Source organism: Winogradskyella poriferorum (genome assembly GCF_036553625.1).
Classification (GTDB): domain Bacteria; phylum Bacteroidota; class Bacteroidia; order Flavobacteriales; family Flavobacteriaceae; genus Winogradskyella; species Winogradskyella poriferorum.
Window position 1 is genome coordinate 506,857 of record NZ_JAZHOU010000003.1, and the last position, 25,468, is coordinate 532,324.

Sequence of the window (25,468 nt, forward strand, 5' to 3'; positions counted from 1 at the left end):
GTTAATTTGCTCAAACATAATCAATTTTTAATGAATAAAAAAGCACTAATTCCATTTGCTGTATTTATTGCAGGTTTATGCTCAATCATCTACGAATTATTAATTAGTACTACTGCAACTTATTTTTTGGGAGATGGTGTAAGACAGTTCTCTATTATTATTGGTGTGTATCTGTTTTCTATGGGAATAGGTGCCTTTTTGTCTAAATTTTTTAAGGACAAACCACTCACATTTTTTATCAATGTAGAGTATCTGCTTGGTTTTATTGGAGGTATTTCTGTGCCACTGCTTTATATGCTATTTGTGTACGTGTCTCCAATGATATTGCAAATTAGTTGTTTGGCTATCATTTTTGTAATAGGCTTACTTACAGGTATGGAAGTGCCATTACTAACCTTTGCTTTAGAGGAGAGTAACATTAAAAACAACCTTTCTAACGTATTGTCCTTAGACTATATTGGCGGACTTATTGCCACCTTAATTTTCCCATTTATTATACTGCCATTTGTTGGCTTGTACTATTCGTCGCTAATCTTCGGAATTGTAAATATTGTCTTAGGTATTCTTTTGAATTATACCTTACTCAAAGACAAAAAACGAAACAGCATTTTTGGCTTTTTGGCTGTTATTGCTTTGGTCGTTTTAGTGTTGTTTGGAGGCAAACTTTTAAAAGTTTGGGATCAGAAAATATACAAACGTCCTATTGTATTGAATGAGCAAACACCATATCAAAAAATTGTAATGACCAAAACACAAGGTGATGTTAGGTTGTATCTTAATAGAGTTATACAATTTTCATCTTCAGATGAGCATCGTTATCATGAGTCTTTGGTGCATATTCCTTTAGCTATGAATTACAATCCAAAGCGTGTTTTAATTCTTGGTGGTGGCGAAAACTTAGCGAGTAGAGAAGTCCTAAAGCATAGTTCTGTGCAGCGTGTAGATGTTGTAGATATTGATAGTACCATGTTTTATTTGGCAAAAGAGAATAAATATCTAAAGGACATTAACGCTGATGCTGCAAAAAATGAAAAAGTAAACCTTATACCAGAAGATGCGTTTACTTATCTTTTTAATAATACAGAAAAGTACGATGTCATTATTGCAGATTTGCCAGACCCAACAAATCAAGCATTGGCAAGATTGTACAGCAAGCAGTTTTTTTTAATGGCAAAGCGAAACCTTAAAAAGGATGGTGTTTTTGTAACACAATCTGGTGAAATTTATTTCTCAAACAAAGTCTTTAGTTGCATCAACAATACCTTGGCATCAGCTTTTGAAGACGTACAACCATATCACACGTATATACCATCGTTTGGAGATTGGGGATTTATTATTGCCAGACATGAAGGAAACGACAGCAAAGTAGATACTAAAGCTTTGCCAGAAGATTTAAAATATCTTAACCCAAACCAAATAGAGCAAGCCTTTATTTTTCCTAAGGACATTACCATTGCAGACACAAAACAGAATACTTTAGACAACCCAATTATACTTAACTATTTCTTAGACGAATGGGAAAAATGGAAAGTAGATTTTGAAGCTGGGACGAAGTAATTTTTTAAATTACTATGGCTAAGTTTAGCTTAGGGTTGATAAGAGAAATTAAAAAAAAATAATTATGAAATATTTTGTTTTTGTATCACTGTCAATATCTTTAAACTTTTTGATTGCCCAGAACGAAGTTAGTAACGAAAAAATACTTGAACTGTCAAAACGTGAAGTGATCAGGTTAAACAATTCTCTTGGTGTTATTGATTCTTCAAAATATCATTTGATTGATTCACTACTTTCAACCGATATTTTTAAATGTAAGTTTCTAAAGAGTGAAGGTTTTAAACTAAATATAAAGTTCGTTGAAGTATCCTTTTCAGAAGATGATTTTATGACCTTTTTGATTGATGATTATAACCCTGAGAATAAGTTAAATATTTATATGAAATTTGTTTTAGCGTATGATACTTCAACAAATAGATTTTATAGACTTAAAGGTTTTTTAAATAATGATTTTAAAATCTTTGTTAGAATGACATTCAGGCAATTCTTATCTAAGGGAAATAAAAAAATCAGAAAATCCAAAATAAAGAAATTCTTAAAAGTTGAATCTTTAGATATCAAGTGTCTAGCAAACAATATGAATAATATAAATGATTGGGAAAAGCCATGTTTAAAACCTGCACCATCTAGATTAATAAGTATGAAAAAAGGCCATTATATTATTCAGTAGTATGTTATAGATTCAATAGGAAAACATTAAAAAAGGACAAGCTAACACTTGTCCTTTCTTCTTTTTTGGTTGATTGATTGGGCACTAGTTGCTAACGCTACCAGAACCTGTTACTTTAGTGTCTTTGTTGGTTGGATTACCTGAATATTTTACATCACCAGAACCTGTAATTCTCACTTTAAGTTCACCATTGCAAACCACGTTAGCACCACCAGAACCTGTGATTTTTGCAGTAACATTAGTACTGTCTAAATCGCTGCCATCAAAATCTCCAGAGCCAGTTACTTTTGTTGTCAAATCTTTGGTAGAACCACTTAACTCTATATCGCCTGAGCCAGAAATACTGCTTTCCACTGAATTAGAGCTAATAATTAAATCTATATCACCAGATCCCGCAATGGATACATCAAAATGATCTGATTTTATAGTCCCTGAATTTTCAATATCTCCTGATCCAGCTAAGGATACAGAGTTAATAGATTCATAAGGAATTGTTACAACTATGGTTTTAGAAGGTTTAATGTTAACACCATCCTCAACTTTTACAACAAGTTTACCACCTTCAACTTTGGTAACGATGTGTTCCATAAGGTTAGAATCGCCTTCAATGGTAATGTTTCCTTCTTTGCCTTGTACCAGCTTAAAGTTCATTGGTCCAGCAGATTTTAAGCCATCATAATCGCCAATAGATCTGTTTTCTGTAGTAATGTTTCCATCTCCTTTAACTTTTTTCCATTTTCCCCATTGTGCACAAGATGTTGTAACACTAAAGAGAAAAGCGACTAGCATAATTGATTTTAATAATTTCATGTTTTTGAATTGTTTGGTTACTGTTCGTTTTTTGATTTTTATGTCAGTTCGAGTGATTCCGAGAATCGGAATTGTATCGAGAACACTTTTATTTGTCTTCTCGATACAAATTCATAAGATAAAATCTACTGAATTCACTCGAAGTGACGATAAATTATTGTTGTTTAAAGCTTACGCTTCCGTACTGTGATTTTATTTTTACATAGTTGCCAGAGCCTTTAGTGCCATGATAACCATTGTATTTTTTCTCAAAAGAATCGACTTCTTTATTTGTAAAATTAAAGGCATCAGAATCTCTTAGTGAGGCATATTCTAAATCGATATCAAAATCAAAACTGTAATTGCTATCATAACCAATAGTAATGCCCATAAACTCAGAGTCGATATCTACATTATTTGCTTTTGAAGCGATGCGATCTATCTTTAAAGATCCATAGTTTGCTCTTACTCTTACATTTTTATAAACGTTACCTAACCTAAGCGATAAGTAGTCACCATTGCCACTAAGATTGTTTACGTTATCAATTTTTAGAGAACCGTAATCACATACATATTCTATGTTTTCAGCAGCTTCAATAACAGATTTTGTATAGTCTGCACTGATTTTTAAGTTTTCGGCTTTGGCCACTGTATAGCCACTGTAATCTGCATTAATTCTTCCACCCTTGATGAATTCAAAGTAACTGTTATTGGTATAATCAAAACGGATTTCATTATTGTCCGATAGTAGTTCCTTTGTGGTAATTTTACCGTAATCACAGATTATTTTTGCGTTACCTTCAAGCCTATCTAGATTTATAGATCCATAGTCGTTATTGAGGTCTACATTACCAGACATTGGCATTTTTACAACGTAGTTAATCTCTAATTTAAGATTCATCTTTTTTCCCCAATTCCACCAGTTTTTACTGTTTTTTCCGATCTTGGTAATGGCAGACACATAATCGTTGCTCGATGAAAAGTCAACATCAATATTTTCTAAGCGATCTACAACTTTCTCTTCATTGTTACCAGTTACTCTTATGGTGATATCAAAATCTATTTTGTTTTGGTCCCAAGTAATCACTTCAAGGTTACCGTAACTATTACTGATTTTTAGTGTTGCATTAGAGGATACATTAAAAGACTTTTTAATGTTGCGCTCTTTTGAGGTTTTAATAGCTGCAGGCTCTATGTTTGCTAATGCAATAAAAGGCATTAACAAAAGGAGTAGAGCTATTTTAAAATGTATTTTTTGGTTCATCACTGTTGGTTTTTAATTCTTTAATAATTTCAATTTGTTCTAGAACTGTGTTTAAAACATCTATTCTGTTCTGAAAGTTGCTAATCATAGCATAGATAATACGTTGGTCTTTATTGCTTTCGGTTAAATCAGTTTTTAATTGTTGATAATCTTTTTCTAACAGTTCAACTCGGTTAAGCGCATCTGTAATAACTTGCTCAGTTAAAGGCGAACGCTCATTGTTAAGCTTTTTTAATTCTGCATTAATTGTTGCTGTAAAGAAATCTTGTGTCTCAGACATTTCTGGTGACACACTTGCTAAATCCATAACTTCTGGCTGAGCATTTGATGTTGTAAATACAGCTAAGCAAATCACTAAAGAAGGCTGCTATGGCTAAAAATGGTTTCCAATTAAAACCTGAAGACTTCTTTTCTTCTGTAGAAGCTACTGTATTTGTATTGAGCTTCTCTAAAAAGCGATCTTGATGACCTGCATTTGGTTCATTGATATCAAATTCACCCTTTAAATTATCAAATAATTCGTCTAAAGTATCTTTTTCCATACATCAATCATTTAAGCTGTTAGCTCTAATTTCTTTCTTAAACTTTCTTTAGCTCTGGATATCATGGTTCTGCAATTAGCATAAGATATGTCCATAATCTCACAGATTTCTTCGTAATCATAACCTTCAATAAGATGTAAGGTTAGTCCCAAGTTGTAATTGGGTTTTAGCGTTTTCATAACACTAATAATTTGTTTCACCTTATCATTATTTTGATTATGACTTTCAATGCCGTTATCATCTTCAACTTTATACATTACAGGTTCTAGAGGCACTTCGTTTTGTTTTATGGTTTTGTTGTAATGTGCTATACTATTATTCACTACAATTCGTTTTAACCATGCACCAAATAATTTGGTGTCCTCTAAAGTTTCAAGTTTTGTAAAAGCCGTTAAAAATGACTCTTGCATAATGTCTTCAGCCTTAAAAGAATCTTTTACAATTCTTAATGCTGTGTTATACATGGCTTTGTTGTATCTATTGTAAACTTCTAACTGCGCACGTTGATTACAAGATTTACAAAGCACTAATAACTGTTCGATATTTTGATTGGTTGATGTCAAAAAAACAATTGCTTTATTCTATAGATAGAGATGTTTTTACATTGTTACACTTTTGAAAAAAAAACTTTTAAGCTGTACCAAAGGTAATGGCATAACAATTGAATTATTATAGATGTGAATAACTTTGAATATCTTATAAGGTGCTGATATTCAGTATAAAGTTAATTATTAATACTTTTAAATAAATGCTATTCTGTTATTTTTTGTGACAGAATGGCTTAAAAATAATATGAAGAAATCAAATTTTTTAAGTCTTGACAGTTTGTCATTACAGGATTTTGACGAAAATTCAGAATTAATTCCATTAATGACTCCGGAGGATGAGGAATTAATTAATAACGAATCGCTACCAGAATCACTACCAATTTTACCATTGCGAAACACTGTGTTGTTTCCAGGTGTTGTAATCCCAATAACAGCAGGTAGAGATACATCTATTAAGCTTATCAACGATGCTAACAAAGGAGGTAAAGTTATAGGTGTTGTAGCTCAGAAAGATGAATCTGTAGAAAATCCTTCTGCCCAAGACATATACAAAACAGGTACTGTAGCGCGTATTCTAAAGGTGCTTAAAATGCCAGATGGTAATACTACAGTAATCATTCAAGGTAAAAAGCGTTTTATGGTAAATGAAGTTATTTCAGAAAAACCGTATTTAACCGCTACAATTTCTGATTTGGCTGAGACCAAACCAGACGCAAGTAACGAAGAGTTTACTGCAATTATAGATTCTATAAAAGACTTATCCTTAGAGATTATAAAAGAGAGCCCAAATATTCCTACGGAGGCTACTTTTGCTATTAAGAACATAGAAAGTAACTCATTTTTAGTGAATTTTGTGTCCTCAAACATGAATCTTAAAGTTGAAGAAAAACAAGAACTTTTAAAGATTAACGATTTAAAAGAGCGTGCGCTTCAGACTTTAAAATACATGAACTTAGAATATCAAAAACTTGAATTAAAGAATGATATTCAAAACAAGGTTCAGAGTGACATGAGTCAACAACAGCGTGAGTATTTCTTGCACCAGCAGATGAAAACGATTCAAGAAGAACTTGGAGGTGTGTCATCCGGACAGGAAATTGAAGACATGAGAGCTCGTGCTAAAGAGAAGAATTGGGATGACAAGGTAAAAGAGCATTTTGATAAAGAATTAGCCAAAATGCAGCGCATGAATCCACAAGTAGCAGAGTACTCTATTCAGCGTAATTATTTGGATTTGTTCTTAGACTTACCATGGAATGAGTTTAGTGAAGATCAATTCGATTTAAAACGAGCTAAACAGATATTAGATCGTGATCATTTTGGATTGGATGATGTTAAAAAACGAATTATAGAGTACTTAGCAGTTTTAAAACTTCGTAATGATATGAAGTCGCCAATACTGTGTTTATATGGACCTCCAGGTGTTGGTAAAACCTCGTTAGGAAAATCTATTGCAGAAGCTTTAGGTAGAGAATATGTAAGAATTTCACTAGGTGGTTTACGAGACGAAGCTGAGATTCGTGGTCATAGAAAAACCTACATTGGTGCAATGCCAGGACGAATTATTCAGAGTTTAAAGAAAGCAGGCACATCAAATCCTGTATTTGTTTTAGATGAGATAGACAAGTTATCTACTGGTAATCAAGGTGACCCTTCTTCTGCAATGTTAGAGGTTTTAGATCCTGAACAAAACAATGAGTTTTACGATAACTTCTTAGAAATGGGTTACGACCTGTCTAAGGTAATGTTTATAGCAACCTCTAATAGCCTTAATACCATTCAACCTGCATTAAGAGACCGTATGGAGATTATTAATGTAACAGGCTATACCATTGAAGAAAAAGTAGAAATTGCAAAACGTCATTTACTACCTAAACAATTAAAGGAACATGGTTTGGATAATAAGGCGCTTAAAATTGCAAAACCTCAATTAGAAAAAATTGTTGAAGGTTACACACGCGAATCTGGCGTTAGAGGCCTAGAAAAGCAAATTGCAAAAATGGTACGTTATGCAGCCAAAAACATTGCAATGGAAGAAGATTATAACGTTAAAATCTCTAACGATGATGTTGTAGAAGTGTTAGGTGCACCAAGACTAGAACGCGATAAATATGAAAATAACAATGTAGCAGGTGTTGTAACAGGTTTAGCTTGGACTAGAGTAGGAGGAGATATTCTGTTTATTGAGTCTATATTGTCAAAAGGAAAAGGTAGTCTTACCATTACAGGAAATCTTGGAAAGGTTATGCGTGAGTCAGCAACTATCGCAATGGAATATATAAAGGCCAATGCAGATAAGTTTGAAATAAATCCAGAGGTTTTTGACAAGTACAATGTACATATTCATGTTCCAGAAGGTGCAACACCAAAGGACGGACCAAGTGCAGGTGTTACGATGTTAACGTCCTTAGTATCCCTTTTTACTCAACGTAAAGTAAAGAAAAGTATAGCCATGACAGGTGAGATTACACTGCGCGGAAAAGTACTGCCTGTCGGAGGTATTAAAGAAAAAATCTTAGCTGCTAAGCGCGCAAAAATTAAAGAGATCCTTTTGTGTGAAGATAATAAACGCGATATTGATGAAATAAAGCCAGAATATCTAAAAGGTCTAACGTTTCATTATGTAAAAGATATGAGTGAGGTTTTAGATATTGCTATTACAAATCAAAAAGTAAAGAATGCTAAAAAACTCTAAGTTAATTTTCTCAATTAGTATTGCCCTTTTATCATGGCTAAATGTTTTTAGTCAAGAAGAAGGGCAATATAAAGATGTAATCTTAGATGGTAAACCTGCAAGACTTAATGTGATTACTGGAGAAATTACTTTAGTAAAATCTGATTTAGAAACAGTTAATTTTAAAAGCGATTCTATTACAAAGCAATCTATTGGAGAAAATAAAGAGTCATCAGTAACTCAAATAGAAACAGAATATCATACTGTAAAAGAAAACGAGACACTTTTAGATATAGCTAATAAATACAAAACAACATTAACGGCTTTAAAAGAGGCTAATAGTTTAGAAACTACTTTAGTTGATGCAGGGCAAAAACTTAGAGTTAGTAATTTTGAAACACAACCTGAAACCACTAAAAATATTGCAAAATTAGAAGATTCTGTTGTTACAGTTTCTTCCAAAAACAATTCTGGTGTTCATATTGTAGAAAATGGAGATACACTCTACAGTTTAAGTAAGCGTTATGGTTTTACTGTTGATGAATTAAAAAACAAAAATGGTTTAACTTCAAACTTAATAAAAGTAGGTCAAGAGTTGAATGTGTCCCATTCCGACTACAAAAAAGTATCATCAGACAATTCGATTTGGACGGTATCTAAAGGTGATACTTTATACAATATTGCTAAAAGAAATGGACTTTCTGTTGATGAGCTAAAATCAATTAATAATCTTTCAGATAATCTCATTTTAATAGGTCAAAAATTGAAGTTAAAATAGAAATAAATCACCTCGAAAAAATAAAAAAATCATATCATCGTTTTAAGATAGATTTGTTTATTTTGCACAATCTATGATAAAGAGGGTTGCCCAATTCTGTTTTATGCTTTTAGCGTTACCATTGTTTGCTCAATTGGGTGGCGAATCTACTTATCAATTTCTCAACCTTGTGTCATCACCAAGACAAGCTGCATTAGGTGGTAAAATTATTACCAACTTTGATCATGATGTTACGGAAGCCTTGTATAATCCTGCATCATTAAACTATCAAATGCACAATCAACTAGCCGTAAATGTATCTAGTTATCTAGGTGGTATCACATATGGTTCGGCTGCATATGCGTATACTTGGGACAGACATGTGCAAACATTTCATTTTGGTGTAACATATATCAACTACGGAACGTTTGATGGATATGATGTTAATGGTAATTCCACAGGAACTTTTAGTGGAAACGAAGCAGCTATTTCGGCAGGTTATAACTACAACATTCCATTCACGGATTTTTATGTAGGAGCAAATGTGAAGATTATTACGTCATTATTGGAGCAATATAATTCGGTTGGTGGAGCAGTAGATTTGGGTATCATGTACATCAATGAAAAGTTAGATTTTCATGCTGCATTAACCGTAAGAAATTTGGGTACTCAGTTTACAACGTATGCTGGCCAAAATGAACCTTTACCATTTGAAGTGAATTTTGGAATGTCTCAAACACTAGAGAATGTTCCTATTAGATGGCATCTAACAATGGAGAATTTGCAAGAATGGCCAATAGGTGTTTCTAATCCTGCTAGAGCTACGACTGATTTAGATGGTAATCAAACCCAAGAAAAAGTCGGATTTTTCAATAATGCTTTACGTCATTTAATTTTGGGAGCAGAGTTATGGCCAGAACGAGGATTCAATTTAAGATTTGGTTATAACTTTAGACGTTCAGAAGAATTAAGAATTGTAGATCAAAGAAATTTTTCAGGTTTGTCAGTTGGTGTGGGTATTCGATTAAACTCTATGAGATTTAGCTATACACATGCAAGATACACAAGTGCGTCTAACACTAGCTTTTTTGGACTTCAAATAGATTTAGACGGAAGACGAAGACGATAATAAAACATATATGAGTAAAATAGTCATAGCTATAGATGGATTTTCTTCAACAGGTAAGAGTACAATTGCAAAACAATTAGCAAAACAACTCAACTATATTTATGTTGATACTGGAGCTATGTACAGGGCAGTGACTTATTTTGCTATGAAAAATGAATTGATAGGAAAAGACTTCTTTCACTCTGAAAAACTAATTGAACGACTCAATGAAATACATATAACCTTTAAGTTTAATGAAGTGTTAGGATTTGCCGAAGTATACTTAAATGGTGAAAACATTGAGAAGCAGATTAGAACTCTAGAAGTCTCAAAATATGTAAGTCCCGTAGCAACAATTTCTGAAGTGCGTCAAAAACTGGTAGAACAACAACAGTTAATGGGTAAAGACAAAGGCATCGTAATGGACGGTAGAGATATTGGTACAGTGGTATTTCCAGATGCTGAGTTAAAAATATTTATGACAGCTTCTGCTGAAACCAGAGCTCAAAGACGTTATAAAGAACTTTTAGAGCGAGGTCATAATCTTAGTTATGACGAGGTTTTAGAAAATGTAACTACAAGAGATCGAATTGATTCTACAAGAGAAGACTCACCTTTAGTGAAAGCAGATGATGCTATTGAGATTGATAATTCAGATTTAACTATAGAAGAGCAATTAAAAACACTTTTAGAATTAGCAGCATCTAAAGCATAAAAAAAGCGACCAATCGGTCGCTTTTTTTATTATATATATCTAGATTATAGATTAGGAATTACTAATTCTTGATCTGGATGAATTAAATCCGGATTTTTAAGAATATTAGTATTCGCTTCAAAAATTTCTTTGTACTTCATTGCATCACCATAGTAGTGCTTCGCAATTTTACCTAAAGTTTCACCAGATTTTACAGTATGTCTTGCATAAACTGATTCATCAGCAACTTTAATATCTGCCATAATATCAGAAGGCTCATCGCCACCGATTTCTTTTATCTTATCCCAAAGTAAGTTTTTCTCATATTGAGTTGCTGCTGTTCCCCAAACTTTAAGTTGACCGTTTTCTACTTCAACTTTACCATCTTGAATGTTTAATTGTTCCCCTAAGTCTAGAACGTCTTGGTATTTTGCTTTAACCATGATTGTTTTAATTTTTAAGTATTAATAGTATTGTAAATATACCAATTTAAATGCCAAAATATTGATTTTTAAAGCATCAAATTTGTATTCAATTATAAGACACCTAAAATGTGTTTAAGTCACATTTTTAATCATAATTTTTACTTATTGTTTAATATAAGTAGTCCAATTTCTATTGTTATCATCAAAATACCAAACTTCTAGGGTAAAATTATTGATTATAAATCCTAAGCTAATCGTATCACTGTTTTCTGCGGCATAGTCGATGGTGTTTTCTTCTAAATTAACAGTGTAAGAACCATTAGTAATAACACCATGTTCTTCAAAAACAAATGAACCGTGTAAATCTCTTTTATTATCATCATCCGAAAAACTTAAAGTTTCACAACAAAGCGCTTCTAAAGATGATACGTTGTTAATACCACGTCCAATAATTTCCCATTCACCAATAAGTCCAGTTTTAATTAAAGGATTTGAAGTGCTGGTGTCATCAGTATCACAACTCGTTATTAATATCGTGATTAACAATAAAAGTGACATTCTTAGTTTTTGCATTCCAAATAATTTCTAAATAAAATTAGTTTAATGATTAATTTGTAAGATTAATAGAATATTATCTTTTAGTTAATTGAACTGTAGGCTAATTAAATAAGTTATTTAGTTTGTTAATTAATTGAAAATGATTAATTTTGCGCTCCTTTTTAGCGGACTTGGAAAAGTAGAAAAGGTTATACAAAACAAATTTTAATTAACTTCTGTAGATTTTTCCGCTTAGCTTTCAAAAAATACAGAATACAAATTTTTAATCAGCAATGGCTGAAAACAAAACAAAACAAGCTGAGGTTGAAGCAACTGAAGCAAAAACAGTTGAAGCTCCAGTAGTTTCTGAAGCTCAAGCAAATCCAGAAAAATTCTTAAAAGAGTTCGATTGGCACAATTACGAAGAAGGAATTGAGCAGGTAGAGGACAAGAAACTTGCAGAATTTGAAAAATTAGTATCCGAAAATTTCGTTGACACTTTAGATGACGAGGTTGTAGAAGGTGAAGTAATCCACATCACTGATAGAGATGCTATTATTGACATTAACGCTAAATCTGAAGGTGTAATTTCTCTTAATGAGTTTCGTTACAATCCAGATTTAAAAGTTGGTGATAAAGTAGAGGTATTAATTGATGTTCGCGAAGATGCTACAGGTCAATTAGTATTATCTCACAGAAAAGCTCGTGTTATCAAAGCATGGGATAGAGTTAATAAAGCTCACGAAACTGGTGAAATCGTTAACGGTTTTGTTAAGTGTAGAACTAAAGGTGGTATGATCGTTGACGTTTTCGGAATCGAAGCATTCTTACCAGGTTCTCAAATTGACGTTAAGCCAATTAGAGATTACGACCAGTACGTAAATAAAACTATGGAATTCAAAGTTGTTAAGATCAACCACGAATTCAAAAACATAGTAGTTTCTCATAAAGCACTTATCGAGGCTGATATAGAGGAGCAAAAGAAAGAAATCATTGGCCAGTTAGAAAAAGGACAAGTATTAGAAGGTGTTGTTAAAAACATTACTTCTTATGGTGTGTTTATCGATTTAGGTGGTGTAGATGGTTTAATTCACATTACAGACTTATCATGGTCTCGTATCAACCATCCAAATGAGATTGTTGAGTTAGATCAGAAATTAAATGTTGTAATTCTTGATTTTGATGAAAATAAATCTAGAATTCAATTAGGTCTTAAGCAATTATCTAAGCATCCTTGGGAAGCTTTAGGTGAAGATCTTAAAGTTGGTGACAAAGTAAAAGGTAAAGTAGTAGTTATCGCTGATTACGGTGCTTTTGTAGAAGTTGCTGATGGTGTAGAAGGATTAGTTCACGTTAGTGAAATGTCTTGGTCTACGCACTTACGTTCTGCTCAAGACTTTGTTTCTGTAGGTGATGAAATTGAAGCACAGGTATTAACTTTAGATAGAGAAGACAGAAAAATGTCTCTTGGTATTAAGCAATTAACGCCAGATCCATGGACTGATATTACGTCTAAGTATCCTGTAGGTTCTAGACACACAGGTATTGTACGTAACTTTACTAACTTCGGTGTATTTGTTGAATTAGAAGAAGGTATTGATGGATTAATTTACATCTCTGATTTATCTTGGACTAAGAAAATTAAGCACCCATCAGAGTTCTGTAACGTTGGCGATAAGTTAGACGTTGTAGTATTAGAACTAGATGTAGAAGGACGTAAATTATCTTTAGGTCACAAACAAACAGAAGAAAACCCTTGGGATAAGTACGAAACTGAGTTTGCTCTTGGTACATCGCACACAGCTGCAATTACTGAGATCGTAGACAAAGGTGCTACAATTGAGTTTAACGAAGATATCGTTGCTTTTGTACCACAACGTCACTTAGAAAAAGAAGATGGTTCTAAGCTTGCTAAAGGTGAAGAAGCAGAATTCAAAATCATTGAGTTCAACAAAGAATTCAAAAGAGTTGTAGCGTCTCATACTGCAGTATTTAGAGAAGAAGAAGCTAAAATCGTTAAGCAAGCTGTTAAGAAAGCAGAAGCACAAGCGGCAGAAGCTAAACCAACTTTAGGCGATGCAAACGATGCTTTACAAGCACTTAAAGACAAAATGGACGGAAAGAAGTAATTCGTTCCTAAATATATTTTTTAAAGCCTCTCAATTTTTGAGAGGCTTTTTTTATGCTGTTATATTAGTTTGAAACTCTCATAATTTACCTTAACTTTGCTAACCAACAACGTTTGGATACTACATGAGTCAAAAAGTATTACTCAATTCTAAGGAAGTCAACATCATACTACATAGATTGGCTTGCCAACTTATTGAAAATCATGATGATTTCTCGGAAACTGTCTTAATAGGCATTCAACCAAGAGGTAAGTTTTTGGCAGACCGTTTAGCACAAATGCTAAAAGAAGACTATAAGATTAAGAATATTCAAATAGGACATCTAGATATTACTTTTTTTAGAGATGATTTTAGAAGAGGAGATAAACCTCTTGAAGCAAATACAACAGAGATTGATTTTATTGTAGAAGATAAAAACGTTGTATTCATAGATGATGTACTTTACACAGGACGTAGCATAAGATCTGCACTTACTGCAATACAATCTTTTGGAAGACCAAATAACATAGAATTACTCACTTTAATAGATAGAAGGTTTAGTAGACATTTACCAATTCAGCCTAATTATAGAGGTAGACAAGTAGATGCCATAGATAACCAGAAAGTAAAAGTGAATTGGATTGAGAATGGAGGAGAAGATGCAGTGTATTTAATTGATAAATAGAAAATTAACTAGCAATGAGTGAACTAAGTGTTAAACACTTATTAGGAATAAAATATCTCACAAAAGAAGATATAGATTTAATTTTTGAAACTGCAGATCAGTTTAAGGAAGTTATTAATAGACCAATTAAAAAAGTTCCTTCACTCAGAGATATTACTATTGCCAATTTATTTTTTGAAAATTCTACGCGTACCAAGCTGTCATTTGAGTTGGCAGAAAAAAGACTTTCAGCAGACGTTATTAATTTTTCAGCATCACAATCTTCGGTAAAAAAAGGTGAAACCTTAATAGATACAGTTAACAATATTCTATCTATGAAGGTAGACATGGTTGTAATGCGACATCCAAATCCTGGTGCAGGCGTATTTTTATCTAAACATGTTAATGCAAGTATTATTAATGCTGGTGATGGTGCGCATGAACATCCTACACAAGCTTTGTTGGATTCTTATTCCATAAGGGAAAAATTAGGCTCTGTAAAAGGTAAAAATGTTGTAATTGTCGGAGATATTTTGCACAGTAGAGTAGCACTTTCTAATATTTATGCATTACAATTACAAGGTGCTAACGTAATGGTTTGTGGACCAAAAACTTTATTACCTAAGTATATAAAAGATCTTGGTGTTAAAGTTGAAACTAACCTAAGAAAAGCGTTGGAATGGTGTGATGTTGCTAATATGCTTAGAGTACAGAACGAGCGTATGGATATTAGTTATTTTCCGACCACAAGAGAATATACACAGCAATTTGGAGTTAATAAAGAACTTTTAGATAGTTTAAAGAAGGAAATTGTAATAATGCACCCAGGACCAATAAACAGAGGTGTAGAGATTACAAGTGATGTCGCAGATTCTAAGCAAGCCATAATCTTAGATCAGGTAGAGAATGGTGTAGCTGTTAGAATGGCCGTAATATATTTATTAGCTTCTAAAATAAAACAGTAAGTTATGATTGTAGATAGAGATGGTAATATTACTATAATTACCCAAGAAAAAGCTTCAGTGAAAACTTTAGTTAATAATATTGAACAGGCTTACGATAAGTACAAAAATTATCATATCATAGTTAATTTATCAAGTTTAGATAAAATTAGCTTAGAAGATATTATAGAGTTCTTAAGACTTAGCAATAATCACAGAGGTGATAAAAAATCGTTTGTTATTGTATCAGACAAAGCCGATTTAGATCAAATGCCTGATGAAATTGTAGTTGTTCCAACCATTCATGAAGCCTACGATATCATAGAAATGGAAGATATTGAACGTGATTTAGGGTTTTGATATGAAACTCACCATTCTAGGCTGCCATAGCGCTACACCACGCACCAACACCAATCCTACGTCTCAGGTTTTAGAAATTAAAAACCACATGTTTCTTATAGATTGTGGAGAAGGGACTCAAGTAGAATTACGTAGAAATAAAATAAAATTCAATAGGATAAAGCATATCTTTATTTCGCACTTACATGGCGATCATTATTTTGGGTTAATAGGTTTGGTAAGTACATTTCGTCTATTAACTCGTGAGACGGAACTTCATATTTATGGACCAAAGGGTATAAAGGAGATTATAACTCTTCAGTTAAAACTGTCTGACTCTTGGACAAACTTTCCATTAATATTTCATGAGTTGACTTCAAAAGAATCTGAATTAATCTTTGAAGACGATAAGGTTAAGGTCTACACTATTCCTTTAAAACATCGAATTTATACTAATGGTTTTTTGTTTAGAGAAAAAGAGAATGAACGAAAACTCGATATTGGTGCCGTTTTAAATGCTAATATTGATAGGGCTTATTACCAAAAATTAAAACAAGGAGCTGATGTTGTTAATGAAGATGGAGTATTGATAGATAATATATCTGTGACAAAAGATCCAATTCCTCCCAAAAGTTATGCCTATTGTAGCGACACAGCTTATAACGAAGATATTATTCCTATAATCAATAATGCGTCGGTATTGTATCATGAATCTACATTTTTAGACAAAAATGAGAATTTATGTGAACGAACAAAGCACAGTACAGCCAGACAAGCGGCTATTATAGCAAAAAAAGCAAATGTAGAAACTTTAATACTCGGACACTATTCTACGCGCTATAATGGCTATGAAGGGTTTCTTCTCGAGGCTTCTGAGGAATTTGACAATGTTTTATTAGCTAAGGACGGCAAATCTTTTGATTTTTCTTCTTTATCTTTAGTATAATTTGTTGCCCAAAAAAGCGCTTCTGGTAAGGACGTAAACTTTATAACTTTATTTTTAATAATAATTTGCTCTACGGTAGCAACTCTTTGATTACTTGCACTATAAGAAACAAATGCAGAAGCTTTTAATATAGGAAATTCATCATCTAATATATTAAATACTACCGGTTCTGTAGAGTATGAGTTAACTCTGTTAGCAACACAAACAATTTGGGCAGTATTTCCGTAGAAATTTGTTATTTCTTGAAATATGACTCTAAGTTTATTATAATTTAAATGTACACCTTCATTAATTTCAGCTACATAAAACTTCTTGAATAAATAGAAAGTTCCAAAAGATAATTTTAGCTTATGAGAACTGTTTTCTCTGTAGTAACGGGTTAATTCTATTTTCATATTGCTTTTTTTAAGATTAATAACTAACATTTAAGGGGCTTAACTCTTATTCTTTTGGTACCATTTCCATGCGTACTTTACCACTAAGTTTACTTCAGTTTCCTGATCGTAAAAATCAAATTGATGGTATGGACTTTCTAAATCTGTATCTATCCATATAAGTTCTTTATCTTTTACTGGTAGAGCGCTATAAAACTCTTTGGCATTATCCGGTAAAACAGCTCCATCTGAATGAATCATTAAAGTAGGTTTGTTTACTTTGCGAACATGCTTCATTGGATTGATAGATAACCAGTCTTCCCAGCTTGCTACAGCAAATTTGTCATTACTCCATTCTTCAATATTACCTCTACTAGGGTTTAAATAATAATCAATAGAACCGTACATCGCTGCATCTTTATCAGTTTCTGATATTGTTGGGATGTAATCTATTTCGCCAGTATTAGCATACTTTATTTTAGCCTTTTTAGCAGCTTTTATTTTAGATTTTACACCATCATCTCCACCATAAAAATATTTTATTGCTTCATTATCATGTAGCCATGAAACTACCGATACCACAGTTGAAATTCTCTCATCTTCTGATGCTGCCAAAAATGTATACATAGCACCAGCACATACACCTAGTAGGTTTATATTATCTTTATGGATAGATTTATGATTATACAAATAACTAACCGCACTCTTAATATCTTCTTTTTTAAGTTTGGGACTTTCAAAAAAACGTGGTTCTCCTTCGCTTTCACCAAAATTCCTAAAGTCAAAAGCCAAAGCAATGAATCCTTTTTCTGCTAACTTAGAGGCATAGAGACCTGCCATTTGCTCTTTTACTGTTGTCCAACTACCAGAAACAATGATAGCTGAGTATTTTTTGGTTGCATCGAAGTCTTTGGGGTAAAAAAGGTTGCCTTTTAGCTTAAGGCCATTACTATTAAAAGTAATTTTTTTATACATGTTTTTTTCTTTTTTGTAAAGCTCTATTAATCAAAGCTTTTAAAAGAAGTAAAAACAAATAATAAAGTATAGAAATCAAATATTATATTCTTTTCTATAGTTGTTTGGTGTTTTTTTAGCTAATCTTTTAAAGAACGCACTAAAATTATTAGGCGACTCATAATGAAGCGAATATGCTATTTCCTTTATGCTTAGATTGGTGTTAATTAATCTAGATTTTGCTAAATTAAGAACCTGTACTTGTATTAATTGTTTTGCGGTCTGTCCTGTGATTTGCTTTATAATTCTATTTAAATGATTAGGATGAATATTTAATCGATCTGCATAATATGATGTAGAGTGTAATTTTGAATTAAAACTAGACTCTTTATTTATATAAAAGGAAGTTTCAATTAACGATTGAAACCTTCCTAGTATTTTCAAGTCAGTTTTTCTAACCTCTTCTGAAACGTTTAATGACTCATCTACTTTTTTGAAGTACCGTTTAATATAATTTAATAATAACAAGACATTAGATTCTATAATCTGAAATTTATCATCATGATTACTATGGTATTCCTCATAAATATTGTCATATATTCCCATTACTTCGTCAACTTGGTTTTGTTCAATTTCTAACGGAATATCTTTTTCTATTTTCAAAAAAGGAAATCGATTTAAAATATTGTGTAAAGCAGGCGAATTTGATATAAAATCTTGATTAAAGAGAATATAATAGCCTTCCCAATCTGGTAAAATATCCCAATAAAGTATCTGAAATGGAGAATTAAAGAATATGGTATATCCTTTAGGGAAATCTGTATGATGACCAGAGACAGCCTTACCACCACCAGCTACTTTTATGGCGATACCATAAAACTCATGCCTAAAAGGAGGTTGTTTAAGGTTAATGGTTTTCATATTATCCTTAAACCTTCTGATATCAAATTCAGAGTGCTTAGGTTTAGATATACCAATCCCCTTACAATATGCTTCTATGGTTCTAAAATGATCCATTATACTGTTGATTAAAAAGACATTAAGTAGGGGAAAACTTATTATAAGTATAAGATTTTTAAGTCAAAAAAGCAAGTGAAATGAAAATTTTAACGTTTAGTTAAACTCTTCAAGTCTCTGTGCCCAATTTATAGCTTCACCTAAGCTATGTGCCCTTTTTAATGGGATTTTAGCCATTTGCTTTTCAATATTTGCGTTTAGGTAAGTAGAATCTCTATAACTAACTATAGAAGCAGCTACAAGTATGCTGTCATCCTTATCAAAATAAGACCAAAGCACTGGGTCTATAGAATAAGAATTTACTCGGTTAGCAATATAGGCAAGTGTTTTATGCTTTCCATAATAATCTCTAAGTGAGTCTAAAAGAATGTTTAATTTATCCCAGTTAAAGTGCTCACCTTCATTCATTTCAATAATAAAAAAATCATCTAATAGATAATAAGTACCAAAGTCTAGTGAAACTTTTTTGTACTTCAGTTGTTTTGAAAAATTTGAATCTTCAAAATACATGCTGTTAGGGTTGTTGTTTAATTAAGGGTATCCAAAGCTACACTTTTTTTGATAGAAACAAAATATTGATTTAACTTCGTGAAACTATGGAAAAAGACTTAAGCAATTACAGAAAATCATACGAAAAAGGCGAATTATTACTAAGCAATGTCTCGGATAATCCTATTGAATTATTTAGAGATTGGTTTGTAGAAGTTGATAATCATTTTAATATAGATGAAGCAAATGCTATGACGATATCTACTATTGGATTAGATGGCTATCCAAAGAGTAGAGTAGTGCTATTAAAAAAATATACGTTTGAAGGGTTTGTATTCTATACTAATTATAATAGCGAAAAAGGAAAGGCTATTGAAGCTAACCCAAATGTTTGTTTGTCATTTTTTTGGCATGCAGCAGAGCGACAAGTAATAATTAAAGGGAAAGCCGAAAGAATAGCCGAAAATATGAGCGATGGTTATTTTGAATCGCGTCCAAGAGGAAGTCAACTAGGAGCAATAGTATCTAACCAGAGTGAAGTGATTAAAAACAGAGCTGTTCTTGAAGAAGAATTAAAAGCTTTAGAATTGGCCTATGAGGGAAAAGATATAGAACGACCAAAATATTGGGGAGGTTATATCGTAGGGCCTGTTGAAATGGAATTCTGGCAAGGGAGACCTAATAGATTACATGATAGAATACGTTACAAACTTCTTGAAGATTATAATTGGAAAATTGAACGCTTATCTCCTTAGATGTTTTTAAATATCGATGAAATACATTTTTACTGACAACAATTATTCTTTTTCTTACAAAAAAATGCATTTCATCCAAAAATTATACTTTTTAGTGTTGTCTGTCGATATTTAATGTAAATTGTCGACTGAAATAGCGATTTATTATTTGCCCCAAACTATAATTAATCGTTTTAAGTTAAACAATTTAGATCCCAAATCTAAATCCTAAACTAACCTACTTATGAAAGCTAAAAAGCTATTGCCATTATTGGCTATCGTTGCCCTCTTAGGCTTTACATCTTGTTCTACAGATAATGCTGCTGAGGACCAAATTAGTTCTATTGATGTACTTGAGGCACCTCAGGCTAAGCAAATAGAAATTGAAATTATGGAGCTTATTAATGCTCATAGAATCAACCAAGGTTTAAATGCATTAAATGACCATAGTACAGTAAAAGCTGTAGCTTACACGCATACAGATTACATGGTTGAAGTAGATAATGTTTCGCATGACAACTTTTTTCAAAGAAAACAAAGCTTACAGTTGAATGCGAATGCTAATATAGTATCAGAAAATGTTGCTTATGGATTTAGTTCTGCTGAGTCTGTAGTAAACGCTTGGTTAAACAGTCCAAGCCATAGAGAAAATATAGAAGGCAATTATACAGATTTTGATATCTCTGCCGAAAAAAACAATGAAGGTAAATGGTACTTTACTAATATCTTTATTAAGCGTTAGACCGCAATAAAAGTTGATTAATAGCCCCTAAGAGCCATGACAATAGTTGTGGCTTTTTTTATTTTACTTTCACTATGTTCTCAAATTTGATTTTAGAATTCAAATTGTTATTTAATATGATACTTTCAATATTAGTTCTTTCAACTTTGATGTCATCTAATCTATTGTTGTAACTGAATTTAAAACTCATATCAAATAAGCAGTTGCAAAAGCAATGAGATCCGTAAGCATTATAGATTATGTTTAATGTAGCATTATTAATAATTTCAGCTTCACACAAAAATTCAGAACAACAATTTTCAACAGTTTTAAAATTAATTGTAAAAGAATCATTAGTGAAGGTTAATACTCGCTATATTTTTATCGAATTTAAACAGGTCTTCATCAGTGTTAGAGTTATCACATTCTGATATATTTATTGCATTGAGTATATACCCATTTTTCCATTTTAGATTATAAAGTTTTTCACTGTTATCAATTATCTGATTTCCTTTAGGTAGAATAACCTCCTGTTCTTTTATTGCATCAAGAGTATCAATCGTTACTTTTTTACCAGGCTTTTTCGAGGAATCGTTCTTATGAGCGTTAGACTCGCAATTTATAATACAGTAAATACAAATAATAGCTGAAAAAGCTTATTGTTAAAAACAGATATATTCATCTTACTTTTAGCACTAAAATAAAAAAAGCAAGCCCAAATGAGCTTGCTTTTTAGTTATAATTTTGAGGGTAAAATTATTCGTTTACAATATAGAAGTAAGAACGTCTATTTAATTGGTGCTCTTCTTCTGTACATTTTACACCATTAGAGCATTTGTTAAGCAGTTGAGACTCTCCGTAGCCAATAGCACTTTCAATTCTTGAGGCATCAATACCTCTAGAGATTATATAATCTCTTGTGGCTTTTGCACGTCTATCAGATAGTTTCATGTTATATCTGTCACCACCACGACTATCTGTATGAGATTCAATTTTTATGATCATTGTAGGATGCTTGCGCATTACATCTACAATATTCTCTAATTCATATTGTGCGTCTGTTCTAATATTCCATTTATCAAAATCAAAGAATATTGGGTTAATCACAATTTGATTGTCAACAATTAAAGGTTCTAAACTTAAATCTACAGTATTGACTTTTTCATCTTCTGTAGTTGTAGTTATAGTTTTCTGATCGTCTTTATAATCTGGCTTACTACCAACTATAGTGTATGTTTTGTTGCAATCTATAGTAAATGTATATTCGCTACCATCTTTAGTAAAGATTTCTTCTACTACCTTGCCTGTTTCGTCAATTAAACGAACGGTAACACCAGATAGAATAATATTAGTTTTACTGTCTCTGGCAATACCAGTAATTACTTCTTTACACTCTTTAGCATTAAAGCTGTAGATGTCGTCACTTCCTTTACCTCCTGGTCGATTAGAAGAGAAGTAACCTTGTTCTGTTTCAGAATTTATAAAGAATGCAAAGTCATCGTAACCACTGTTGTATGGCGATCCCATATTTTCTGGGTCGTTACGTAGACCTTTTAAAACATCTGATTTAAAAATATCTAAAAGTCCTAGGTTTAAGTGGCCATCAGAAGAAAAGTAAAGCGTACTATCTTTAGCTACATATGGAAACATTTCTCGCCCTTCAGTATTAACTTTTTCTCCTAAATTTTCTGGTGTTCCATAAGTGCCATCTTCATTTATTGAAACGGAATAAATATCAGATTGGCCTAAACCACCTTCGCGATCAGATACAAAATATAATGTTTTGTTATCTGGACTCAATGCTGGGTGACCAGTGGAAAAAACTTCATCATTGAAAGGTAACTCAGTTACGTTAGTCCATTCATCATTTAACAAGGTAGCTTTATAAAGTTTTAAATGTGTAGTTCCCTTCTTGTCGTATTTAATACGATTACGTTTGTTAACATTATCTCTGGTAAAATACATCGTTTTACCATCATTAGTTATAGCTACAGATGCTTCATGATATTCTGTATTAATATTTTCAGAAAGCTCAATTGTAGATCCGTAGGTTACAACACCATTGTTATTAGACAAAGCAACTTCATATAAATCTAAAAACGGCTCTTTATTCCAATTGTATATTTTACCATCACCATCTCTTGAAGAGGCAAAATAGAGTTTATCATTAGAAATATATGATCCAAAATCTGAGTTTTCAGAATTAAAGTCTAAGTTTTCAACTTTTACAACGACATCATTTTTAGACGTTAATTTAGCATATAAATCTACTTCATCAGGATTATAGCCTTTAAGTCTACTATCACCTTGTTGAGCAGCACTAAGCTCTTTAAACCATTTGTCTGCTTCCTCATAGTTACCGATACTTCTAAGTGACTGAATGTATTTGTATAAATATTCGGCATCTATTTTTTTGTGTTCTTTTAAGGCTTCGCCATACCAATAAGCTGCTTTTTCTGAATTAGAATTGTTATAATAGGCATCACCTAGACGTGTTAGTACGTGTGCACTGTTTTCTCCATCTTCAACAGCTTTTTCATAAAGCTCAATTGCCTTGATATAACCGTAATTATCAAAGAATTTATCAGCCAACTTCGTTTGTGCATACGATAACGAACAGCTAAAAATAAGTGCTAGAATTAATATTCTTGTTTTCATAATGCGATTCTTTTAGAAGTATCTAGGAGATTTTATACGTTTACTTTTAAATACTTCAAACATCAATAAAACTTCGTGTGTTCCACTTGTATATGGTCTTATGTCAGAAATAGGGTATTCATAGGCATAACCAATTCGTAATTGTTTTGAAACCTGAAAATCTGCAATACCACCAATAGCAGCTGCATTTTCGTTGATTCTGTAACCTCCACCAATCCAAAAAGTTTCATTGAATAGGAAGTTGGCAGAAATATCAAATGATAAGGGTGCTCCATTAGTAGCTTTAAGTAAAACAGAAGGTTTTAATTTTGTTGTCTCACTTAAATCAAACACGTAGCCACCAGTAATGTAATAACTTACACGTTCTAAAGCGATATAGTCTAATTGACCTTGACGTCCATTATTATAGTCTGTATTTAAAATTCTAGGTGCCGAAAGCCCAACATACCAACGTTGAGAGTGCCAGTATAAGCCAGCACCAACATTAGGGCTCCATCTATTAGAAATCTCATTAAAGAAAGGATCATTAACGACTGAAGGATCATTTAATAGTTCCTCGTCTAAATTGTAATGTGTAAAACCACCTTTAATACCAAAAGCTAATTTAGAATTTACACCAGTTTGAATGGTATATGAAAAATCTCCATAGATGTATGAAAAGTTTTCATAACCTAATTTATCATTTATGAATGATAAACCTAAACCAATCTTTTCATTCCTTAACGGAGTATGAATAGATAAGGTTTGGGTTTCTGGCCCACCTTCTAATCCAACCCATTGACTTCTATGTAAGCCAACAGCGCTAAATGTTTCTCTACTACCAGCATAAGCAGGGTTAATAGAAATGGTGTTAAACATGTATTGTGTAAATTGAGGTAACTGCTGTGCAAATGCAGTAGAGACACCTAATATAAATATTACAATACTTAATGATTTAGATAACTTCATCTCGGTTAAGTTTATTTATCAGTTGCAACGTAGATAGGACCTGCAAAAGGTTTCAATCCACTATTTTTTAAATTAATAACATAGTAGTAAGTTCCGGTTGGGACTTTTCCAGAGTTTCCTACAGACGAGCCATGAGCATCGCCATTCCAATCATTTTGATAATTATTATTCTTGTAAATTTCAGCTCCCCAACGATTGAATATCTGTAATTCAATTACAAATCCACAATCTTCTACACCAGTTATAGTAAAGAATTCATTATAACTATCACCATTTGCTGTTACAGTTTTTGATATAACAACATCTTCAGCACCACATGGTAAAACAACACAATCATCATCAATAGTTACATTAACCTCTACTTCGGTAGGGCAAGGTCCATCAGTAATTGAATATATAAAGGTATATATACCAACTTCTACTGTTGATGGATCGAATAAACTTCCATCTATTGTAGCGTCACCAGACACAACACTCCACGTACCATCCATACTAAAATCTCCAGATAGTAAATCGAATAAATCAAATTCTGAATCTAGTACACAGCGATTAGCATCAAAGGCATTAATAACGTTGCTAATTTCTACAGTGATGTTTTGCGTGAACTCTGCAACATTACCACAATCATCTGTTACAGTCCAAGTTCTTATAATTGAATAATCTTCAAAGTCATTTGTTTGAGTTGATGCTTCATTAAATGAAACACTAATATTATTAGAGCAACTATCTTCAAAAACTAATTCAGGCACCTCAGGGATATCGTCACATGAAGTCAATATATTTTCATCAAACGGATTAACCAAATCTGGAGGCGTGGTATCCTGTACTGTTATAATTTGAATATGTATTGCGTCATTACCACAAGCGTCAGTAGCAATCCAAGTGCGTTCTATTATATAGTCTCCCATACAAGCACCATTTGTAATTTCTTCTTCAAAAGTTACCGTAGCATCACCACAGTTGTCATTGGCAGTTAAGGTATCAGCTGTAGGAACTGCATCACACTCAAC

At 32.4% G+C, this 25,468-nt stretch carries 27 protein-coding genes; 13 read left to right on the top strand and 14 right to left on the bottom strand.

Annotation, left to right across the window (positions count from 1 at the left end):
* The first annotated feature begins 30 nt into the window (after positions 1 to 30).
* On the top strand, positions 31 to 1,557 hold the full coding sequence (locus V1468_RS11865; RefSeq protein WP_331810446.1) for a polyamine aminopropyltransferase: 1,527 nt from the start codon (positions 31 to 33) through the stop codon (positions 1,555 to 1,557).
* Between the two features lie 64 nt (positions 1,558 to 1,621).
* Positions 1,622 to 2,227, top strand: coding sequence for a hypothetical protein (locus tag V1468_RS11870; RefSeq protein ID WP_331810447.1), 606 nt, complete (start codon positions 1,622 to 1,624; stop codon positions 2,225 to 2,227).
* Positions 2,228 to 2,311: 84 nt separating this feature from the next.
* Here the strand turns inward: V1468_RS11870 and V1468_RS11875 are convergent, their stop codons facing one another.
* The 5 genes from V1468_RS11875 to V1468_RS11895 all read right to left on the bottom strand — a co-directional run bounded on the left by V1468_RS11875 (position 2,312) and on the right by V1468_RS11895 (position 5,385).
* Positions 2,312 to 3,037, bottom strand: coding sequence for a head GIN domain-containing protein (locus tag V1468_RS11875; RefSeq protein ID WP_331810448.1), 726 nt, complete (start codon positions 3,035 to 3,037; stop codon positions 2,312 to 2,314).
* 154 nt (positions 3,038 to 3,191) lie between these two features.
* Positions 3,192 to 4,280, bottom strand: a complete 1,089-nt coding sequence (locus tag V1468_RS11880; RefSeq protein ID WP_331810449.1) for a hypothetical protein — start codon at positions 4,278 to 4,280, stop codon at positions 3,192 to 3,194.
* On the bottom strand, positions 4,258 to 4,587 hold the full coding sequence (locus tag V1468_RS11885) for a hypothetical protein (RefSeq protein ID WP_331810450.1): 330 nt from the start codon (positions 4,585 to 4,587) through the stop codon (positions 4,258 to 4,260). Before V1468_RS11885 ends, V1468_RS11880 begins: the two co-directional genes overlap by 23 nt.
* The gene (locus V1468_RS11890) at positions 4,553 to 4,822 is read right to left on the bottom strand and encodes a hypothetical protein (RefSeq protein WP_331810451.1); all 270 of its coding nucleotides are present in this window, start codon (positions 4,820 to 4,822) and stop codon (positions 4,553 to 4,555) included. Before V1468_RS11890 ends, V1468_RS11885 begins: the two co-directional genes overlap by 35 nt.
* A gap of 11 nt (positions 4,823 to 4,833) precedes the next feature.
* Positions 4,834 to 5,385: an RNA polymerase sigma factor gene (locus V1468_RS11895; RefSeq protein ID WP_331810452.1), complete on the bottom strand. Its 552-nt coding sequence runs from the start codon at positions 5,383 to 5,385 to the stop codon at positions 4,834 to 4,836.
* Between the two features lie 229 nt (positions 5,386 to 5,614).
* Here V1468_RS11895 and lon point away from each other — a divergent pair, with 229 nt between their 5' ends.
* The 4 genes from lon (at position 5,615) to cmk (ending at position 10,624) form a co-directional block, all read left to right on the top strand.
* Complete coding sequence (lon, locus tag V1468_RS11900; protein WP_331810453.1) at positions 5,615 to 8,065, top strand: endopeptidase La; 2,451 nt, start codon at positions 5,615 to 5,617, stop codon at positions 8,063 to 8,065.
* Complete coding sequence (locus V1468_RS11905; protein WP_331810454.1) at positions 8,049 to 8,822, top strand: LysM peptidoglycan-binding domain-containing protein; 774 nt, start codon at positions 8,049 to 8,051, stop codon at positions 8,820 to 8,822. The genes lon and V1468_RS11905 overlap by 17 nt, the downstream gene beginning before the upstream one ends.
* A 73-nt stretch (positions 8,823 to 8,895) precedes the next feature.
* The gene (porQ, locus tag V1468_RS11910) at positions 8,896 to 9,930 is read left to right on the top strand and encodes a type IX secretion system protein PorQ (RefSeq protein ID WP_331810455.1); all 1,035 of its coding nucleotides are present in this window, start codon (positions 8,896 to 8,898) and stop codon (positions 9,928 to 9,930) included.
* Positions 9,931 to 9,940: 10 nt separating this feature from the next.
* The gene (cmk, locus tag V1468_RS11915; RefSeq protein WP_331810456.1) at positions 9,941 to 10,624 is read left to right on the top strand and encodes a (d)CMP kinase; all 684 of its coding nucleotides are present in this window, start codon (positions 9,941 to 9,943) and stop codon (positions 10,622 to 10,624) included.
* Between the two features lie 44 nt (positions 10,625 to 10,668).
* Here the strand turns inward: cmk and V1468_RS11920 are convergent, their stop codons facing one another.
* The gene (locus V1468_RS11920; RefSeq protein ID WP_331810457.1) at positions 10,669 to 11,046 is read right to left on the bottom strand and encodes a LysM peptidoglycan-binding domain-containing protein; all 378 of its coding nucleotides are present in this window, start codon (positions 11,044 to 11,046) and stop codon (positions 10,669 to 10,671) included.
* Between the two features lie 144 nt (positions 11,047 to 11,190).
* Positions 11,191 to 11,601 carry a hypothetical protein gene (locus V1468_RS11925; RefSeq protein WP_331810458.1) on the bottom strand — a complete coding sequence of 137 codons (411 nt, stop codon included), beginning with the start codon at positions 11,599 to 11,601 and terminating at the stop codon, positions 11,191 to 11,193.
* 257 nt (positions 11,602 to 11,858) lie between these two features.
* Here V1468_RS11925 and rpsA point away from each other — a divergent pair, with 257 nt between their 5' ends.
* The 5 genes from rpsA to V1468_RS11950 all read left to right on the top strand — a co-directional run bounded on the left by rpsA (position 11,859) and on the right by V1468_RS11950 (position 16,563).
* A complete protein-coding gene (rpsA, locus tag V1468_RS11930; protein WP_331810459.1) occupies positions 11,859 to 13,694 on the top strand; it encodes a 30S ribosomal protein S1 in 1,836 nt (611 codons plus the stop codon).
* Positions 13,695 to 13,818: 124 nt separating this feature from the next.
* The gene (pyrR, locus tag V1468_RS11935) at positions 13,819 to 14,358 is read left to right on the top strand and encodes a bifunctional pyr operon transcriptional regulator/uracil phosphoribosyltransferase PyrR (RefSeq protein WP_331810460.1); all 540 of its coding nucleotides are present in this window, start codon (positions 13,819 to 13,821) and stop codon (positions 14,356 to 14,358) included.
* A 14-nt stretch (positions 14,359 to 14,372) separates the two neighbouring features.
* Positions 14,373 to 15,302, top strand: a complete 930-nt coding sequence (locus V1468_RS11940) for an aspartate carbamoyltransferase catalytic subunit (RefSeq protein WP_331810461.1) — start codon at positions 14,373 to 14,375, stop codon at positions 15,300 to 15,302.
* Between the two features lie 3 nt (positions 15,303 to 15,305).
* Positions 15,306 to 15,638 carry a ribonuclease Z gene (locus V1468_RS11945; protein ID WP_331810462.1) on the top strand — a complete coding sequence of 111 codons (333 nt, stop codon included), beginning with the start codon at positions 15,306 to 15,308 and terminating at the stop codon, positions 15,636 to 15,638.
* Between the two features lies 1 nt (position 15,639).
* On the top strand, positions 15,640 to 16,563 hold the full coding sequence (locus tag V1468_RS11950; RefSeq protein WP_331810463.1) for a ribonuclease Z: 924 nt from the start codon (positions 15,640 to 15,642) through the stop codon (positions 16,561 to 16,563).
* Here the strand turns inward: V1468_RS11950 and V1468_RS11955 are convergent.
* From V1468_RS11955 to V1468_RS11970, 4 genes are all read right to left on the bottom strand, one after another.
* A complete protein-coding gene (locus V1468_RS11955; protein ID WP_331810464.1) occupies positions 16,464 to 16,958 on the bottom strand; it encodes a hypothetical protein in 495 nt (164 codons plus the stop codon). The genes V1468_RS11950 and V1468_RS11955 overlap by 100 nt on opposite strands.
* Before the next feature lie 39 nt (positions 16,959 to 16,997).
* Positions 16,998 to 17,912 carry an alpha/beta hydrolase gene (locus V1468_RS11960; RefSeq protein ID WP_331810465.1) on the bottom strand — a complete coding sequence of 305 codons (915 nt, stop codon included), beginning with the start codon at positions 17,910 to 17,912 and terminating at the stop codon, positions 16,998 to 17,000.
* Between the two features lie 75 nt (positions 17,913 to 17,987).
* Positions 17,988 to 18,908: a helix-turn-helix domain-containing protein gene (locus V1468_RS11965; RefSeq protein WP_331810466.1), complete on the bottom strand. Its 921-nt coding sequence runs from the start codon at positions 18,906 to 18,908 to the stop codon at positions 17,988 to 17,990.
* Between the two features lie 96 nt (positions 18,909 to 19,004).
* On the bottom strand, positions 19,005 to 19,418 hold the full coding sequence (locus tag V1468_RS11970; protein ID WP_304141402.1) for a hypothetical protein: 414 nt from the start codon (positions 19,416 to 19,418) through the stop codon (positions 19,005 to 19,007).
* Between the two features lie 86 nt (positions 19,419 to 19,504).
* On the opposite strand from V1468_RS11970, the gene pdxH reads away from it, so the two are divergent.
* Positions 19,505 to 20,152 carry a pyridoxamine 5'-phosphate oxidase gene (gene pdxH / locus V1468_RS11975; RefSeq protein ID WP_331810467.1) on the top strand — a complete coding sequence of 216 codons (648 nt, stop codon included), beginning with the start codon at positions 19,505 to 19,507 and terminating at the stop codon, positions 20,150 to 20,152.
* Between the two features lie 223 nt (positions 20,153 to 20,375).
* Positions 20,376 to 20,873: a CAP domain-containing protein gene (locus V1468_RS11980; protein WP_331810468.1), complete on the top strand. Its 498-nt coding sequence runs from the start codon at positions 20,376 to 20,378 to the stop codon at positions 20,871 to 20,873.
* A gap of 735 nt (positions 20,874 to 21,608) precedes the next feature.
* On the opposite strand, the gene V1468_RS11985 is transcribed toward V1468_RS11980, so the two are convergent.
* From V1468_RS11985 to V1468_RS11995, 3 genes are all read right to left on the bottom strand, one after another.
* A complete protein-coding gene (locus V1468_RS11985) occupies positions 21,609 to 23,510 on the bottom strand; it encodes an OmpA family protein (protein WP_331810469.1) in 1,902 nt (633 codons plus the stop codon).
* Between the two features lie 12 nt (positions 23,511 to 23,522).
* A complete protein-coding gene (locus V1468_RS11990) occupies positions 23,523 to 24,458 on the bottom strand; it encodes a PorP/SprF family type IX secretion system membrane protein (RefSeq protein ID WP_331810470.1) in 936 nt (311 codons plus the stop codon).
* An 11-nt stretch (positions 24,459 to 24,469) separates the two neighbouring features.
* Positions 24,470 to 25,468 (bottom strand): gliding motility-associated C-terminal domain-containing protein (locus V1468_RS11995; protein WP_331810471.1); only part of this gene is annotated, 999 nt, incomplete at its 5' end.